Origin of the sequence: Sedimenticola hydrogenitrophicus (assembly GCF_029017505.1) — a bacterium.
Classification (GTDB): Bacteria; Pseudomonadota; Gammaproteobacteria; order Chromatiales; family Chromatiaceae; genus Sedimenticola; species Sedimenticola hydrogenitrophicus_A.
Map to the genome: position 1 here is coordinate 66,517 of NZ_JAQGEI010000015.1, position 18,008 is coordinate 84,524.

The following is an 18,008-nucleotide window of genomic DNA, read 5'->3' on the forward strand; positions in this document are numbered from 1 at the left end:
CGGCCCGTCGATGCCTCGTTGGGGCTCTTTACAATCCTGGCCATCCCGGGATAAAAAAAGGACGGTGGCCTTCCCGGCCACCGCCCTTTTTGCCAACCGCCTCCGGCGATATATTGTCAGCGCGGCAGCTCGGAGCTCCCCATCAGGTACTCATCCACGGCGCGGGCACACTGGCGGCCCTCACGAATCGCCCAGACCACCAGCGATTGCCCGCGGCGCATGTCGCCGGCCGCAAACACCCCGCCGATGGAGGTGCGATACGCCTCGCTCCCTTCGGTATCCCCCTTGACGTTGCCACGGCTATCCAGGCCCACGCCCAGCTCATTGAGCATGCCATCATGCACCGGATGCACAAAGCCCATCGCCAGGGTCACCAGGTCGGCCTTGAGCTCGAACTCGGAGCCGGCCACCTCGCTCATTTTCCAGTCGCCCGAGTCGCTCTGCTGCCACTCCACCTTGATACAGCGGACCGCCCTGACATTGCCCTTCCCATCATCCAGGAATGCCTTGGTGGCGACACTCCAGATCCGTTCGCAGCCCTCTTCCTGGGAGGAGGAGGTGCGCAGTTTGTTCGGCCAGTAGGGCCAGATGGTCAGTTTGTCCTCTTTTTCCGGCGGCCGCGGCATGATCTCGATCTGGGTCACCGACTCCGCGCCCTGGCGGTTGGAGGTGCCGATGCAATCCGATCCGGTATCGCCACCGCCGATCACCACCACGTGCCTGCCCGCGGCGGAGATGAACCCGTCGCCGACCTCGTCACCCTGCACCCGATGGCTGTTCATGCGCAGGAAATCCATCGCAAAGTGGATGCCGTTCAGCTCACGTCCCGGCACCGGCAGGTCCCGTGGCTGTTCCGAACCGCCGGTCAGTACCACCGCATCAAACTTGTCCACCAGCTCCTTGGCCGGGATATCGAGGCCGATGTGGGTATTGGCGTGGAACTTGACCCCTTCCGCCTGCATCTGCCCCATGCGGCGGTCGATCACCTGCTTGTCCAGCTTGAAGTCGGGAATCCCGTAACGCAGCAACCCGCCGATACGGTTCTCCTTTTCGAACACCGAGATCGAGTGACCCACCCGTGCCAACTGCTGGGCGCAGGCCAGTCCGGCCGGTCCGGAGCCGACGATGGCGACCCGTTTACCGCTCTTGTGGCGGGCGATCTGGGGCTGGATCCAGCCCGCTTCCCACGCCTTCTCGACAATCGCCAGCTCGATGCTCTTGATGGTCACCGGCTCATCGGTCAGGTTCAGCGTACACGCTTCCTGACAGGGCGCCGGGCAGATGCGCCCGGTAAACTCGGGAAAGTTATTGGTGGAGTGGAGTACCTCGATGGCCGATTTCCAGTCCTTGTGATAAACCAGGTCATTCCAGTCGGGGATGATATTGTCCACCGGGCACCCCTTGTGACAGAAGGGGATGCCACAGTCCATGCAGCGCGCGCCCTGAATACTCAGTTCGTCGCTGCTCAGTTCGATGGTGAACTCGCTGAAATGAGTCAGCCGGTCGGCTACCGGCGCATAGCTGCGGTCCTGACGCGGATACTCCTTGAAACCTGTTGGCTTACCCATGATTAGTGACTCCCCTTGACAACTTCATTACCTCGCGCCTGCGCCACCTGCATCTCCAGCAGGGCGCGACGATAATCCACCGGCATCACCTTCACGAACTTCGGCAGATACTCACCCCAGTTGTCGAGGATCTTCTGTGCAACGGTACTGTTGGTGTAATGCAGGTGGTTCTCAACCAACTGCCGGAGCCGGATGGAATCGAACCGGGTCATGTCGTGACTGACATCGACCCGCCCCTTGGTCTCCAGGTCGCCGCCCTGATGATCCAGCGTCTCCAACGCATCGTCCTCGTCCCGGATCGGCTCCAGGTCGACCATGGAGAGATTGCAGCGCTGCTCGAAGCTGCCGTCCTCATCCAGCACGTAGGCGATGCCGCCGGACATGCCGGCGGCAAAGTTGCGCCCGGTCGAACCCAGACAGACCACCACGCCACCGGTCATGTATTCACAACCGTGGTCGCCGACCCCCTCGATCACCGCCGTGGCGCCCGAGTTGCGCACGGCGAAGCGCTCGCCGCCGACCCCGCGGAAATAACACTCGCCGGCGATGGCGCCATAGAGCACGGTGTTGCCGACGATGATGTTCTCTTCGGCCTTGTCGATGCCCGACTCCGCCGGCGGATAGACCACGATGCGCCCGCCCGAGAGCCCCTTGCCGACGTAGTCGTTTCCTTCACCCGCCAGTTCGATGGTCACGCCCCGGGTCAGCCAGGCGCCCAGTGACTGGCCTGCCGTGCCCCTGGCCTTGACGTAGATGGTGTCGTCAGGCAGACCGGCGTGGCCGTATTTCTCGGCCACCCGTCCGGACAGCATGGCGCCGAAGGTGCGGTTGTAGTTGTGGATGTCGATCTCGATCCTGACCGCCTCGCCATGTTCCAGCGCCGGCTGGGCCAGCTCGATCAGGCGATGATCCATCGCCTTGTCCAGCCCGTGGTCCTGGGCCTCTGTGTTGTGGATCGCCACGCCCTCCCCGGCCACCGGTTTCGCCAGGATGCGCGAGAAATCGAGTCCCTTGGCCTTCCAGTGGGTCACCGCCTTGCGGGTATCCAGACGGTCGCTCTGGCCGATCATCTCGTTGAAGTTGCGGAAGCCCAGTTTGGCCATCAGCTGGCGCACCTCCTCGGCCACGAAGAAGAAGTAGTTGATCACATGCTCCGGCTTGCCGGTAAACCGCTTGCGCAGTTCCGGGTCCTGGGTGGCCACGCCCACCGGGCAGGTATTCAGATGGCATTTGCGCATCATGATACAGCCCTCGACGATCAGCGGCGCGGTGGCGAAACCGAACTCGTCGGCCCCCAACAGGGCGCCGACCACGACGTCGCGTCCGGTACGCAGGCCGCCGTCGACCTGGACGGCAATGCGCCCGCGCAACCGGTTCAGCACCAGCGTCTGATGGGTCTCCGCCAGACCGATTTCCCAGGAGGAGCCGGCATGCTTGATGGAGGTGAGGGGCGATGCCCCGGTACCGCCGTCGAAACCGGAGATGGTGACATGGTCGGCATGCGCCTTGGAGACACCGGCGGCCACGGTGCCGACACCCACCTCGGAGACCAGCTTGACCGAGATGCGCGATTTCGGCTGCACGTTCTTCAGGTCGTGGATCAGCTGGGCCAGGTCCTCGATCGAGTAGATGTCGTGATGCGGCGGCGGCGAGATCAGGCCCACCCCCGGGGTGGAGTGACGCACCCGGGCGATCTGCGCATTGACCTTGTGGCCCGGCAGCTGACCGCCTTCGCCCGGCTTCGCGCCCTGCGCCATCTTGATCTGGATATCGTCCGAATTGACCAGGTATTCGGTGGTCACGCCAAAGCGGCCGGAGGCCACCTGCTTGATGGCGGAACGCTGCGGATTGGGCGAGCCGTCCGGCAGTGGGTTGAAGCGGCTCGGCTCCTCACCCCCTTCACCGGTGTTGGACTTGCCGCCGATGGCATTCATCGCCATCGCCAGGGTGGAGTGGGCCTCATGGGAGATCGAGCCGAAGGACATGGCCCCGGTGGCGAAACGCTTGACGATCTCCTTCGCCGGCTCCACCTCGTCCAGGGGCACCGGCTCACTCGCCCAGTTGAGATCAAACAGCCCGCGGAAGGCGAGCAGCTGCTCATCCTGTTCGTTGATCAGGCGGGAAAATTCGGCATAGCTCTTGGCATCGTTGGCCCGCGCGGCGTGCTGCACCTTGGCGATGGTATCCGGGGTCCAGGCGTGCACCTCGCCGCGCTGCCGGTAGGCGTAATCGCCCCCCACATCCAGGTGCTTGCGGTAGATCGGATTGTTGCCGTAGGCATTGGCGTGCAGGCGCACCGCCTCCTGGGCGATCTCGTCCAGTCCGGCGCCCTCGATCAGGCTGGAGGTGCCGGTGAAATACTGGTCGACGAAGCTGCCGGTGAGGCCTACGGCATCGAAGATCTGCGCCCCGCAGTAGGACTGGTAGGTGGAGATCCCCATCTTCGACATGACCTTCTTCAGGCCCTTACCGATCGCCTTGATATAGCGTTTCTGCGCATCCTTGAAGCCGAGTTGCTCCGGCAGGGCCGGCAGCAGGGACTGGATGGTATCGAACGCCACATAGGGATTGATCGCCTCCGCGCCATAGCCCGCCAGGGTGGCGAAGTGGTGCACTTCGAGTGCCGCGCCGGTCTCGACCACCAGCCCCGACTCGGTGCGCAGCCCCTTGCGGATCAGGTGGTGATGCACGGCCGAGACCGCCAGCAGGGCCGGGATGGCGATATTATCCGCATCCACACGGCGATCCGAGAGGATCAGGATATTGAACCCCTCCAGCACCGCCTTCTCGGCGGCGTGACCCAGGGCATCCAGGGCCAGCTTCAGACCGGTCGCACCCTTGGCCGCCTTGAAGCAGATGCTCAGGGTACGGGTGCGGAAGGCGCCGCCGGTGTTGTCTTCAATATTGCGGATCCGCTCCAGGTCGCTGTTGGTCAGGATCGGCTGATGCACCTCCAGGCGCATGGCCGGCTTGCTCTGGCCGATACCCAGCAGGTTGGGGCGGGGGCCTATCAGCGACACCAGCGACATCACAATCTCTTCGCGGATCGGGTCGATCGGCGGATTGGTGACCTGGGCAAAATTCTGTTTGAAATAGGTCGACAGGTGACGTGGCCGGTTGGAGAGCACCGACGGCGGATTGTCCGCGCCCATCGAGCCGGTCGCCTCCTGGCCGGTCAGCACCATCGGCGTCAGCAGGAACTTGATATCCTCCTGGGTGTAGCCGAAGGCCTGCTGGCTATCCAGCAGGGTCTCGGGATCCGGCGACATGGCGCCCACCACTTCCGGCAGATGATCCAGGTGGATCTGGGTCTGATCCAGCCAGTCCTGGTAGGGGTGCTCGGTGGAGAGCTGCGCCTTGATCTCCGCATCGTCAATGATACGCCCCTCTTCCAGGTCGATCAGGAACATCTTGCCCGGCTGCAGGCGCCACTTCTTGATGATGCGCGCCTCCGGGATATCCAGCACCCCCATCTCCGAGGCCATCATCACCATGTCGTCGTCGGTGATCAGGTAGCGCGCCGGGCGCAGGCCGTTGCGATCCAGGGTGGCGCCGATCTGCCGGCCGTCGGTGAAGGCGACCGCGGCCGGTCCGTCCCACGGCTCCATCAGGGCGGCGTGGTACTCGTAGAATGCGCGGCGACTTTCATCCATCAACGGGTTGCCCGACCAGGCCTCCGGGATCAGCATCATCATGGCGTGGGCCAGGGAGTAACCCCCCTGCACCAGCAATTCCAGGGCGTTATCGAACGACGCGGAGTCGGACTGTCCCTCCGGAATCAGCGGCCACACCTTGGCCAGGTCATCGCCCAGGATCTCGGAGGCCATGGAGTGCTTGCGTGCCGCCATCCAGTTGACGTTGCCGCGCATGGTATTGATCTCGCCGTTGTGGGCGATCATGCGGAACGGATGGGCCAGATCCCAGGTTGGGAAGGTGTTGGTGGAGAAGCGCTGATGGACCAGCGCCAGCGCCGAGACCATGCGCTCGTCCTTCAGGTCGGGATAATATTCGCCCACCTGATCGGACAGCAGCATACCCTTGTAGGTGATGGTACGGGAGGAGAGGGAGGTGAAGTAGAACGATTCGCCCTTCTCCAGGCCGGTTTCGCGAATCACCTTCTCGATCTGTTTGCGAATGACAAACAGTTTGCGCTCGAAGGCCGCCTGCTCCTGGCAATTGGCTCCACGGCCGATAAATACTTGTTTAATGGAAGGTTCTGTTGGCTTTACGCTGTACCCAAGGCCTTCATTATCCACCGGCACCTCGCGCCAGCCGATAATCTGCTGCCCCTCATCCTCGACAAACCGGTTGACTGTACTCTCGGCCCGCGCCCGGGCCGCCTCGTCGCGCGGCAGGAACAGCATGCCGACCGCATATTCGCCCGGTTCCGGCAGGGTGAAATCCAGCTGCTCACGGAAAAAGCAATCGGGTATCTGAATCAGGATACCGGCGCCGTCACCCGCACGCGGGTCTGCGCCGACCGCACCACGGTGCGTCAGCCGCTCCAGGATCTCCAAGCCCTGTTCGACAATCCTGCGGCTCTTACGGCCCTTGATATTGGCGACAAAACCGACGCCACAGGCGTCGTGTTCGTTACGGGGATCATAGAGTCCCTGCTTCGCTGGCAAAGCGCCTTGGCCCATCGTAAACCTCATCTCATCGGGGCAGAATACGGCAACAACTGCTCTCTACCCGTTGTAAACATGGACGTAAGACCCGAAAAAACACTCTTCGAGGTTCGTCCAAAATGGCTGAAGAATGTCCATCACAAGGAATTCCGGCCGGACAGAACCCTGCAGGATAATGGAAAACTCTATTCCAGGCCAGCAATTTACTCAGCGGCTTTAATTTCCCGATGTGGAGTGGGTATCCGGCAGGGATTTCCGTCCTTTATTTACCCATGGCCGCCTGGACGGAGGCGAAGGTACGGGGCCAGACACCGCTGTTACGCAGCGCGGGCGGCAGGGTCTCCCGGCTTTTGAGGGCGCTGGATCGATCCCCATAGACGCCCTGGATCACCGAGTACCATGGTCGGCCCGACCGGATCGTCTTGAAGTAGGCAACATCCCCCCGCAACCGGTGTTGCTCGATAAACCGCCTGGCGGCCGGCTCATCCCTGACACCCACCAGCTGCAGTGTGTAGGCAACGGGACTCTGGGTCAATATCCAACGCTCATCCCGAAGACGCTTCCCGGTGGCGGGGGTCGCCGAATCCGCGCCATCAGTCGCGGCGACAGCGGGCTTGGACGCGGATCCTGGCGGCCCGGCAGCGACACCCTCCTCGCCCACAGGCGTGTCGACACCCCCGGGAGCATCCTCGCCGGTCGGCAGATTATCGGTCGGCGCCGCCTCACCGGCGGCCGGCGCTGTGCCGGGTGCGGGCATTGCCGGTTCATCCGTCACGTCCGGTTGCGACCCCATCCCCTCCGCGACAGTCGGCGGAATGACCGCCGGCCCTGGTGCTTGCTCTGTTTCCGTTGCTGTTTCCGGTTCCGTTACCGTTGCTGTTTTCGCCTCTGGTTCCGGTTCCGGCCCCGATAACATCTGCGGCGGCTTGTCCGTCCGGGGAGCCGTCTCCAGGGACGGCGCTTTCTCCAGCCGCTCCCCTCCCCCGGGACCTTCCGTCTCGCGCGCCATTCCCGACCCGGGCTGCGGAAGTTGCAGGGGGCGCAACCCCTCTTCCGTGAACCGCGCAACGCCCTCCACGGCCGGATCGACTTCGGTCTGATCGAACAGCCGATTGATCTCATCCTGAAAAACCAGTGTCAGCAGCAGCAGTACCAGCAGCAGGGGAGCGCCCATCAGTACCGACAGGGGCAGGTCCGACACCACCGCTCGAATACCGATCCGTTGTTTTACCGCGGATTGCGCAACCACCACCTCGGCAGGCCTGGAGGTGCCGGCAAAAACGCCCTGCAGTCGCTCTTCCAGCGCGCCCGGCACCCCCGCGGCGTCCCTGATGATCCGCTCAATTCGACCGGGCGCCAGGCTCAATCCCGCCGGGTTACCCTCGATATCGAGCAGAAACCCGATAAATGCCTGCGCCTGCGCCGCGTCAAACAGCGGCATCTCAAGAGACTGAACACTCTGGAGATTCATCGCCTGCAATTGCGGCGTCTGGAACTGCGCATCGATCCCGGGCGTGGCAAACAGCACCACCCGGATCAGCGCCCGGCTGCCGGGGCGACGTTCAAAAAGCCGGAACAGGGCGATCAATGTCGCTACCGGAAGCAGTTGGGCGTCATCGACCACAATCACCGGTAACCTTCCGGCGGCATGCAGCATATCGAAGCGCTTGAGCAGCTCCTCGATATTCATCGCCGCCGGACCGGTCAGCCCGAAACGCCGATAGAGGAGAGAGAAGAACTGGTCGGGCTGCAGCATGTGGTCCGCTGTCAGACAGCAAAGCGCCCAATCCTCCCGGGATAAATCGCGAAATTGTTGCAGCAGGGTACTCTTACCGGAACCGGTGACCCCTTTGATTAACAGTATTTTTTCACTGTTATCCGTCAGATGCCGCAGCAGATCCAGGCGTTGCCTGAGCTCCGGAGTTGAAAAAAACGCCTCGGACCTCCCCGGGGTGGGCGTCCTGTCATGCCGGTGAGTTAATTCTGCGCTCGCTGCCGCGTCAGCCGGCCGCTCGTCCATTTTCATTCAGGTCCATACCCATTCAGGGTCACCTTCAAAAGCTCTGAATCAAAATCATCGGTCACTACGGAGGAGCCCAGCTGATTCATCAGAACCAAGCGGATTTTCTGCGCCAGCACCTTCTTGTCTATCGACATCAATTGCATGAACCGATCGGCATCGATGCTCTCCGGCGGGTGGGTGGGCAGGCCGGCGCGGGCGATCAGTGCCGTGATCCGGGCCTGATCGGACGCTGTCAGCCAACCCAGCCGGCGGGAAAAATCCGCCGCCATGCAGATACCGGCGCCGACAGCCTCACCATGCAGCCACTCACCATAACCCATCCCCGTTTCGATGGCATGGCCAAAGGTGTGTCCCAGATTGAGCAGGGCACGATTACCGGCCTCGCGTTCGTCCGCCGCCACGACATCGGCCTTATCACGGCAGGAACGCTCAATGGCAAAGCTCAGCAGTGCCTGGTCCCGGGCCATCAGGCCATCCATATTCTGTTCCAGCCAGACGAAAAACTCCGGGTCGCCGATCAGCCCATATTTGATCACTTCCGCCAGCCCGGCGGAGAGTTGGCGGTTGTCCAGGGTAGCCAGCGTCTGAATATCGGCAATGACGCACTGTGGTTGATAAAATGCGCCAATCATGTTTTTTCCCAGCGGATGATTCACCCCGGTTTTACCACCAACCGATGAATCCACTTGGGCCAGGAGCGTGGTGGGCACCTGGATGAAGTGGACGCCCCGCTGGTAACAGGCAGCGGCGAAACCCGCCATGTCGCCCACCACCCCACCACCCAAACCGATCACCGTACAGCGCCGGTCGAAGCGGTTTTCCAGCAATGCATCGATAATCCCCTGCCACACCGCCAGGGTCTTGTACTGCTCGCCATCCGGCAGGATGACCGATTCGACCGTGAATTCCCGAAGTGCCGCCTGGACCCTCTCCAGATAGAGGGGCGCCACCGTGGTATTCGACACGACCAGCACCTGCTGCCCATGGATATGGGGAAGGTAGACCGCGCTGTCGCCGAGCAGATCGGCGCCTATATAGATAGGGTATGAGCGCTCGGCGAGATTGACGTTCAAAATGCTGGTCTGGGGATTCATGATACGATAATAATTCTGGTTAATAACTTGGTTTGCCAAAAAACCGCCACCTGACTACGAGTCATCTCAGCACCAGTCGGAAATCACTCGGCCCTGAGCTTTCGGACAATCTCATTGGCCACCGCCGAAGCGCTGCGCTTCTCTGAAGTCACGACGATATCCGCCGTCTCCCGGTACAGGGGATCGCGCTCCGCCATCAGCGCCTGCAGGGTGCCCAGCGGGTCCTCTGTCTGCAACAGCGGCCGGCTCCGGTCCCGCAGGGTACGTTCAAACTGCTGTTCCGGGCTACAGTAGAGATAGACCACAAAACCGCGGCTGCTCAGGTTGCGTCGATTATCCGGATCGAGGATCGAACCGCCCCCGGTGGCCAGCACCAGCCCCCCGAGTTGGGTTAGATCGTCGATCACGGCGCTTTCGCGCTTGCGGAATCCCGCCTCACCCTCGTAGTCGAATATGGTGGGGATATCGACTCCTGTGCGTCGTTGGATCTCATGATCGGTATCATCAAAATCCAGGCCGAGCAACGCGGCCACCTGACGACCGATGGTGCTTTTACCAGCCCCCATGGGCCCAATCAGAAAGATATTGTTTGGATGATTCATAGAGCGTTAGGTATGCCAGATTTTCTATCAACAGACAATTAAAAATGGACCAGCAAAACGAATGGCCGGATATTTTCCGGGCAATCGGCAGAAAACAGGGTCCCTGGGTGGATAATCGACGGCGTATCCACCCTACAAACCTTTCCCCGTCATTGCCAGGCGCCGCCGCACCGTTCCCGGCCAGTGCACGGGGTTTGCGCGACACAGCAATCCCGGGCTTCGGAGTGGCGGACCGCTTCCTAGTTGCGCTCCTCGCAATGACCGCAAGGAGAAGGCGCTTCATGCGTTGTATTCTCCCGCCGCCCCAAACAAGAAGGGTCTATCCGCAGATAGACCCTTCCGGGTGCAGCAGGAGCGCCGCGCATCAGCGGGCTGACAGGGTCTCCTTGAGGATCTTGGGGGTCACGAAGATCAACAGTTCCCGGTTCTCATCCGTGCGCAGTTCCTGCTTGAACATGAAACCGACATAGGGGAGATCGCCGAAGAAGGGGACGCGTTCGTTTCTGCGCGTCTCCGAACGTTCGAATACGCCACCCAGGACCACGGTCTCGCCATTCTCGACCAGCACGGAGGTCTCGACCTCCCGCGTATCCACCGGCGGCACGCCCAAGACCGAACGCGAGAAGTCGGGGCTATCCTTGGAGATATTGAGATCCATGATAATCCGGTCATCCGGGGTGATATGCGGGGTCACCTCAAGCTTCAGCACCGCCTCCTTGAACGAGACCGTGGTCGCGCCACTGGAACTGGCCTCCTGATAGGGGATCTCGACACCCTGCTTGATCACCGCGGTACTCTGATCGGACGTGACCACCCGGGGGCTGGAAACGACCTCGCCCTTGCCTTCCTGCTGCATGGCGGAGAGCTCCAGCTGCAGCAGATAGGAACCGAGCTTCCCGGCGATAAAGTTTATCGCCCCGCCCCTGGTGGAACTCAGGGTCTGGGGGAGATTGACCAGGAGGCCTTCTTGCCCTGAGCCGGCGGGCGACTCCAGGGAGCCCTCATGTAAACCGGCCGTGCCGCCGACAAAACCCTCCTGGGTACCGTTGATATCCAGGAAGTTGCCGTCTTGCTTGAGGTGGGTGCTGAGGCCGAAACGCACGCCGATATCCCTGGCGAAATCATCATTGGCGATCACCACGCGGGACTCGATCAGGACCTGCCGGACGGCCACATCGAGCCGGGTGATCAGCCGCCTGATGTCATCCAGCTTGGCGGCCGTATCACGCACCAGCAGGGTATTGGTCCTTTCATCGAAAGTGACGTTGCCACGCTCGGGCGTCAGCAGCTGATTGCTTTCCGCCTTCAGCAGCTTCTGAATATCGGTGGCCTTGGCATAGTTCAGCTGTATGTATTCTGAAAACAGCGGCGCCAGCTCCTCGATCTGACGCTGGGACTCCAGCTCCAGCTTTTCGCGCGCAGCAATCTCCTCGGTGGGCGCGATCAGCAGGACGTTGCCATTCTGGCGCATGGAGAGACCGCGGGTTTTCATGATAATGCTGAGCGCCTGATCCCAGGGCACATTCTTCAGCCGCAGGGTGATATTGCCGGTAACCGTATCCGAGGTGACCAGATTCAGGCCGGTAAAATCCGCCAGCAACTGCAGTACGGCGCGCACCTCGATATCCTGGAAATTGAGTGACAGCCGCTCGCCGGTGAAGGTCTCCTTGCGCCGCTGCATCTCCTCTCTTTCCTCTTTGCTCAGGGCACGGAATTCAATCGTAAAGAGATCGTTGGCCTGGTAAGCGAGGTGTTCATAATCACCCGTTGCGGTGATCTCGATATGCACATTCTCGCCCTGACCGGTGACCTCGAACTGTTTTACCGGGGTGGCGAAATCGCCCACGTCAAACTTGCGCATCAGGCGCTCCGGCAGCGAGGTATTGAGGATATCCAGCACGATCCGGCCGGACTCTTCGCGCATATCCACGGCGGCCGCCGGATTGCCCAGAGTCAGGATCACCTGCCCCTCGCCGCCATCGCCCCGCCGGAAATCCACATTGCGCAGACTATCCACCGGCTCCGCGGCCGTGTCCGGGGAGCCCGGCACGGCGGGCGTGGCCGCGGCGGTTGCTCTGCCGGAGGAGGCCACCCGGGCACCACCCTTGATGGTGATTTCCAGCTGGTTTCCGTTCACCACGATATCGTGGCCTGTCGCTTCAACCAGGTTGACCACCACCCGGGTGCGGTCTCCCGCCTCAATTGCCGTGACGCTTCGGGTATTGCCAATCCCGATTGCCTGGGTTTTGCTGCTCAGCCCGTTGGACATGCCAAAAAAATCCAGCGCAATACGCGCGGGATTATCGGTGGTGAACATCTGTGGCCGTTCAATCGGTTTATCCGCACGCAGCGTGATGACCACATCGTCGCCCGGCAACGCGGAGAAGGTCAGCTCTTTCAGCACATTGTCCGCCGCGAAAACGGGCGTCAGCGAACACAGAAACAGGAGAACTACTGCCAGGAACAGCCGCCGGGAGGAGTGGTGCGGGGATGCACCGTTTACGGACCTGAGGATGGAGGAGTGGTGCAGGGATGCACCGATTACGGACCTGAGGATGGAGGAGTGGTACAGGGATGTACCGTTTACGAACCTGAGGATGGAGGAGTGGTACAGGGATGTACCGTTTACGAACCTGAGGATGGAATTCATCGCATCCGTCACCACACCCTCAGGCTGGCTCCACCGTTTTACGTCAAGTGGTTTATTTTTCATTAACATAGCCCTGTTACTCTCCTGCCAATGCCAAGGAGGCCTGCCGCTCACGGTAACCGCCCTGACCGTCCGCAATGATCTCCGTCAACTCAACCTGGGTTTCATTGATCTGGGTTATCTGCCCGTGGTTCGTCCCCAGATAATTGCCCGCCTTAACCCGGTGAATCGTTCTCTCTTGTGTCTGGATCAACGCCCAGGTAATCCCCAACTGCTCCAGCAGCCCCACCATGCGCAGCGAATCGAGCGGATAACTCTCCAGCTCCTCCTTGCGGCGGTTTAAGTCGGGCCCGAATCCATCGCCTGCATTCTGCCCGAGCGCTTGCTCGCCCTGGGCCTGTGACTCAAACGGGCTGCGCCGGCCGTCGCTGATATAGGCGAAGGTCTCTATTGGCTTGATTTCCGGCAATGGCTCAATGTGCCCGGCCTTCCTGGATTTCACCTCATCCACATAGCTCTTCAGATCGTGCATGCTCCGATCGGCACAGGCAGACAGCAGGAGAGCAGCGGCCAGCACCGGCGCAAGACGAACGATTTTGTTACACGTCATCAATTCGCCTCCTCTTCCAGATAGCGGTATGTCTTTGCCGTCGCGGTCATCACCAGCACCCCCTCGGCGCGGGGGGTGACGGCGACGTCATGGATGGTGACGATGCGCGGCAGGGCGGCCAGCCCACTGATAAAGGCACCCAGTTCATGGTAATTGCCGAACACCCGCAGCTGTATCGGCAATTCCGCATAAAACTCGCGGGGGACTTCAGCCTGCGGGCCGAACAGCTCGAATTCCAGGCCCGCGGCCAAACCGGTCTGCGACACATCCACCAGCAGATCCGCCACTTCGGTCTTGTTCGGCAGCTGTCGCAACATGGCGCCGAAGGACTGCTTCATCTCTTCCAGCTGCTTCTTGTACTTCTCCAGATTTACCGCTTTGGCCTGCTTGCGCTCAAACTCGGCGCGCAGGCTCAACTCCTTCTTCTCCGCGGTCTCCAGGTTGAGCAGTTGCTCTTCGGTGTTGTAATAGTACCAGCCGACGGCGACTCCGACGCAGAGCAGGATAACAATAAACGCCTTTACGGGCGTCGGCCAACCGCCGATATTGTTGAAATCAAGTTCATTCAACTCCTGAAGGTTCACTGCTGATCCCCCTTTTCCTTATTGCGGTCGATCTGTTTGGCCGTCAGGGTGAATATACCCTTGGATCTTTCGGTACTCGTAATCACCTGCAGGGAAGGCCCCCCCAACCAGGCCGAAGAATCGATGTTGCGCATGTAGGCAGAGACCCGCGCATTGGACTCGGCGACTCCATTCAATGTTATCGCCCCCCCCTTCTGGTCCAGCTTGGTCAGGTGGGTACCATCCGGAATGGTAGTAACCAGTTCGTCAAACAGGTGCACGATCTGCGGCCGGCTGCCCTGTAATGACTGGATCACATTCATGCGCGCAATCAGCTGCGCCTTCTGCTTCTCCAGATCCTGAATCTCTTTGATTTTTTTATCGACGATCGCAATCTCTTGCCCCAGATAGCTGTTGCGCGCTCCCTGGTGGCTGATCATATCTTCGATATAGAAGTGCACTCCACCCGCGGCGGTACCGGTCAGTATCAGCGCCAGCAGCACCGACATGCCGAAGTCCTTTTGACGCTTTTTTCTGAGGGTTTCCCGCCAGGGAAGTAGATTTATATGGGCCATATCAGTCGAAACTCCTCAATGCGAGTCCGCAGGCAATCATCAGCGACGGCGCGTCGTTACTCAGTCCCTGGGGTTTTACACTGGATGAAACCGACATGTTGGCGAAGGGATTGGCCACGACCGTGGGCGTACCGATCTTCTCCTCGATCAGTTCATCAACGCCCGGAATTGACGAGCTCCCGCCGGCCAGGATGATGTAATCGACGCTGTTATAGGCGCTGGACGAGAAGAAGAACTGCAGCGAACGGCTTACCTGTTGGGCCATTGCCTCTTTAAACGGCTCCAGCACCTCAGGCAGATAATTATCCGGCAGCCCGCCCTGCCGTTTTGCCATACCGGCCTCCTCATGCGAGAGGCCGTAACGCCGCTGAATCTCCTCGGTCAGCTGCCTGCCGCCAAAGTTCTGCTCCCGCGTATAAATGATCTTGCCATTGCGCAGCACATTCAGCGTGGTGGTGGTCGCCCCGATGTCCGCGATGGCAACCGTCTGATCGTCGCCGCTGTCCGGCAACTGGTCGACTATCTGGCTGAAGGCGTTCTCCATGGCGTAGGCTTCCACGTCGACAACGCTGGCCGCCAGCCCGGCAATTTCCAGGGCCGCCACCCGGTCATCGACATTTTCACTGCGCGAGGCCGCCAGCAGCACATCCATCATTTCCGGGCTCTTCTCCGAAGTCCCCAGGACCTCAAAATCCAGGTTGACCTCTTCCAGCGGATAGGGGATGTACTGATCGGCCTCCAGTTGAATCTGACTCTCCATCTCGGCATCGGAGAGCGAGGCGGGCATGGTGATGATCTTGGTGATTACCGCGGACCCGGAAACGGCCACAGCCGCCTGACGTGCCTTGGTGCCGGAACGCCTGACCACATTCTGAATGGCCTGACCAACGGCGTCGACATCGGCTATATTCTTCTCCACCACGGCATTTGCCGGGAGTGGCTCTACCGCGTAGGCTTCAACCCTGAACTGGGCGCCCGACCGGCCTGATGACTTACTCAACTCGAGCAGTTTGACTGCCGTGGAACTGATATCCAGGCCAAGCATCGCCTGGTTCTTGGAGCCGAAAAAAGGGGCCATCGCGTTTCCTTTCTCGCAATTAAAATATAGCTTTACGGAGAACTTTTAGGTTTTCCTTTAATTAGAATAGTTAACTATATAGCAGTAAATGATTTTCTTGTGAAGTATTTTTTATCCAAGACTGTCACAACAACACATATTTGGTAGTATAGCCACATATCCCGTCCAATATATTCTGGATCCCCATCAATACACAATCCGTGAACTGGCTCATGAAGTGGTTAATGAAACCGATCAAGTTTTTCTTCTGGCTCAGCCTGCTGGGATCCCTAACCGGCGCCATCACCGTCGCCGCACTCTACTATTATCTCGAGCCGTCGCTCCCCTCGATCGAGAGCCTGAAAAGCGTCCAATTCCAGGTCCCGCTGCGGGTCTACTCGAGTGACAACAAACTCATTGCCGAGTTTGGTGAAATGCGCCGCATCCCACTCGCCTATGAAGATATCCCCGAGCCCCTGGTCCAGGCCTTTCTGGCCGCCGAGGATGACCGCTTTTTCGAACACCCGGGCGTCGATTACAAGGGATTGCTGCGTGCCGCCTACCAGCTGTTGCTTACCGGCGAACGCCGGCAGGGCGGCAGCACCATCACCATGCAGGTGGCGCGAAATTTCTTCCTTTCGAGCGAAAAGACCTTCACGAGAAAATTCAGTGAGATCTTTCTGTCCCTCCGGATCGAACATGAACTGACAAAACAGGAGATCCTGGAGTTATACCTTAATAAGATATATATGGGAAATCGTGCCTATGGGATCGGGGCGGCCGCCATGGTCTACTACGGCAAGACCGTGGACCAGCTGAGCCTGCCGCAGATCGCCATGATCGCAGGCCTGCCAAAGGCCCCGTCACGCTACAATCCGCTGGCCGACCCCGAGCGATCACTGCAACGACGGGACTACGTCCTCGGCCGGATGGCCAAGCTGGACTTTATCAGTGATGCGGAAGAGCAAGAGGCGCGTTCCACTCCGATCACGGCTGCACTGCATACCGCACAGACTGAGGCCGATGCACCTTACGTCGCCGAAATGGTCAGGGCGGAAATGTATGAGCGTTATGGCAACGACGCCTACACCACTGGCTTTAATGTCTATACCACCATCGACAGCAAGCTGCAGTCCGTCGCCAACGAGGCGCTGAGAAACAACTTGCAAGCCTACGATCTGCGGCATGGCTACCGCGGCGCTGAGCAGCACCTCAAGCTCTCGGGTGACGAAGATAACCAGACACTGGACGCACTGCTCCGGGATCACCGGATAGTTGGCGACCTGCTGCCCGCCATTGTCACAGGCATCGAGGAGAAAAGCGCCACGCTCTATCTCGGCGAAGGGCGCCATGAGACCCTGGCGTGGGCAGGGATGGAGTGGGCCCGGCCTTTCAAGAGCGAAAACCAGGCTGGTGCGAAACCCCGGCAGACCCGCGAGATCATTCAACCCGGAGACCTGGTCAGGGTGCTGGTCAGTGTGAGCGAAACCGGGCCGACCCTCCGACTGGCCCAGATCCCCGCCGCCGAGAGCGCTTTTGTCGCTCTGCATCCGGACAATGGCGCCATTTTGGCCCTGACCGGCGGTTACGATTTCTACCACAGCAAGTTCAACCGGGTTACCCAGGCCATGCGCCAGCCGGGATCCGGCTTCAAGGCCATCATCTACTCCGCCGCGCTCGAAGCCGGCTTCACCGCCGCCAGCCTGATCAATGATGCCCCCGTGGTATTTGATGATCCCAGCCTGGAAGCGGCCTGGCGCCCGGAGAACTACAGCGGAAAGTTCTTTGGTCCCACCCGGCTGAGATATGCGTTGACCAAGTCGCGTAACCTCGTCTCCATCCGCCTGCTGCGCTCCATGGGTATTGCCCACGCCCTGGAACACGCCAAAAAGTTCGGCTTCAATCCCGCCAATCTGCCGCACAACCTTTCGCTGGCCCTGGGCAGCGGCGCGGTCACCCCCCTGCAGATGGCCTCGGCCTACGCCATTCTGGCCAATGGCGGGTTCAGGATCGAACCCTACTTTATCACCCGCATCGAAAGGGACAATGGCGAACTGATCTTTCAGGCCACCCCGGTCACGGTCTGCGAAGGCTGCACAGAGGCGAGCAACAACAACCTGCCACTGGCGGAACGGGTTATTTCACCGCAGAATCACTACCTGATGAATTCCATGATGCGCGATGTCATCTCCCAGGGCACTGCCGTCAAGGCACGCAGCCTGGGGCGTACGGACCTTGCCGGCAAGACAGGCACCACCAACGACCAGCGGGACGCCTGGTTCAACGGCTTCAACCGCTCTCTGGTGGCGATCACCTGGGTCGGCTTTGATTCGTCCAAACCGCTCGGCAGGGGCGAAGTCGGCGGCCGCGCCGCGCTACCGGCCTGGATCGAGTTCATGGGAAGCGCATTAAAGGATATCCCCGAACAGCCGCTTAAGGTACCAACCGGTATGGTCACCGTACGAATCGACCCACAAACGGGAAAGCGTGCCAGCGTCGATCAGTCCGATGCCATATTTGAAGTTTTTCGGAGCGAAAACGCCCCCAAGGAACTCTCCAGTGAGGCAGTGTCGAACAGTGAGCCGGGACAGCGCATCAAGGGAACTGCCAGTGAGGAGCAGATTTTCTGAGGGCCGGA

The 18,008-nt window shown here is 60.4% G+C and carries 11 protein-coding genes; 1 reads left to right on the forward strand and 10 read right to left on the reverse strand.

Features of this window, described 5'->3' with window-relative positions; translation table 11 throughout:
- Positions 1 to 116 precede the first annotated feature (116 nt).
- The 10 genes from O9K64_RS11320 to O9K64_RS11365 all read right to left on the reverse strand — a co-directional run bounded on the left by O9K64_RS11320 (position 117) and on the right by O9K64_RS11365 (position 15,391).
- On the reverse strand, positions 117 to 1,568 hold the full coding sequence (locus O9K64_RS11320; protein ID WP_275098175.1) for a glutamate synthase subunit beta: 1,452 nt from the start codon (positions 1,566 to 1,568) through the stop codon (positions 117 to 119).
- A gap of 2 nt (positions 1,569 to 1,570) precedes the next feature.
- Positions 1,571 to 6,211 carry a glutamate synthase large subunit gene (gene gltB / locus O9K64_RS11325; protein ID WP_275098176.1) on the reverse strand — a complete coding sequence of 1,547 codons (4,641 nt, stop codon included), beginning with the start codon at positions 6,209 to 6,211 and terminating at the stop codon, positions 1,571 to 1,573.
- A gap of 247 nt (positions 6,212 to 6,458) precedes the next feature.
- On the reverse strand, positions 6,459 to 8,222 hold the full coding sequence (locus O9K64_RS11330) for an AAA family ATPase (RefSeq protein WP_275098177.1): 1,764 nt from the start codon (positions 8,220 to 8,222) through the stop codon (positions 6,459 to 6,461).
- The gene (gene aroB / locus O9K64_RS11335; protein WP_275098178.1) at positions 8,219 to 9,313 is read right to left on the reverse strand and encodes a 3-dehydroquinate synthase; all 1,095 of its coding nucleotides are present in this window, start codon (positions 9,311 to 9,313) and stop codon (positions 8,219 to 8,221) included. The genes O9K64_RS11330 and aroB overlap by 4 nt, the downstream gene beginning before the upstream one ends.
- Positions 9,314 to 9,396: 83 nt before the next feature.
- Positions 9,397 to 9,915 (reverse strand): shikimate kinase AroK, encoded by a 519-nt coding sequence (gene aroK / locus O9K64_RS11340; protein ID WP_275098179.1) that lies wholly within the window; start codon positions 9,913 to 9,915, stop codon positions 9,397 to 9,399.
- A 364-nt stretch (positions 9,916 to 10,279) separates the two neighbouring features.
- Positions 10,280 to 12,319, reverse strand: coding sequence for a type IV pilus secretin PilQ (pilQ, locus tag O9K64_RS11345; protein WP_275098180.1), 2,040 nt, complete (start codon positions 12,317 to 12,319; stop codon positions 10,280 to 10,282).
- Between the two features lie 322 nt (positions 12,320 to 12,641).
- Entirely contained in the window at positions 12,642 to 13,175 is a 534-nt protein-coding gene (locus O9K64_RS11350) for a pilus assembly protein PilP (RefSeq protein WP_275098181.1), read from the reverse strand.
- Entirely contained in the window at positions 13,175 to 13,759 is a 585-nt protein-coding gene (locus O9K64_RS11355; protein ID WP_275098182.1) for a type 4a pilus biogenesis protein PilO, read from the reverse strand. The genes O9K64_RS11350 and O9K64_RS11355 overlap by 1 nt, the downstream gene beginning before the upstream one ends.
- Positions 13,756 to 14,313, reverse strand: a complete 558-nt coding sequence (locus O9K64_RS11360) for a PilN domain-containing protein (RefSeq protein ID WP_275098183.1) — start codon at positions 14,311 to 14,313, stop codon at positions 13,756 to 13,758. Before O9K64_RS11360 ends, O9K64_RS11355 begins: the two co-directional genes overlap by 4 nt.
- Before the next feature lies 1 nt (position 14,314).
- Entirely contained in the window at positions 14,315 to 15,391 is a 1,077-nt protein-coding gene (locus tag O9K64_RS11365) for a pilus assembly protein PilM (protein ID WP_275098184.1), read from the reverse strand.
- Between the two features lie 224 nt (positions 15,392 to 15,615).
- On the opposite strand from O9K64_RS11365, the gene O9K64_RS11370 reads away from it, so the two are divergent.
- On the forward strand, positions 15,616 to 18,000 hold the full coding sequence (locus O9K64_RS11370) for a penicillin-binding protein 1A (RefSeq protein WP_275098185.1): 2,385 nt from the start codon (positions 15,616 to 15,618) through the stop codon (positions 17,998 to 18,000).
- Positions 18,001 to 18,008 lie beyond the last annotated feature (8 nt).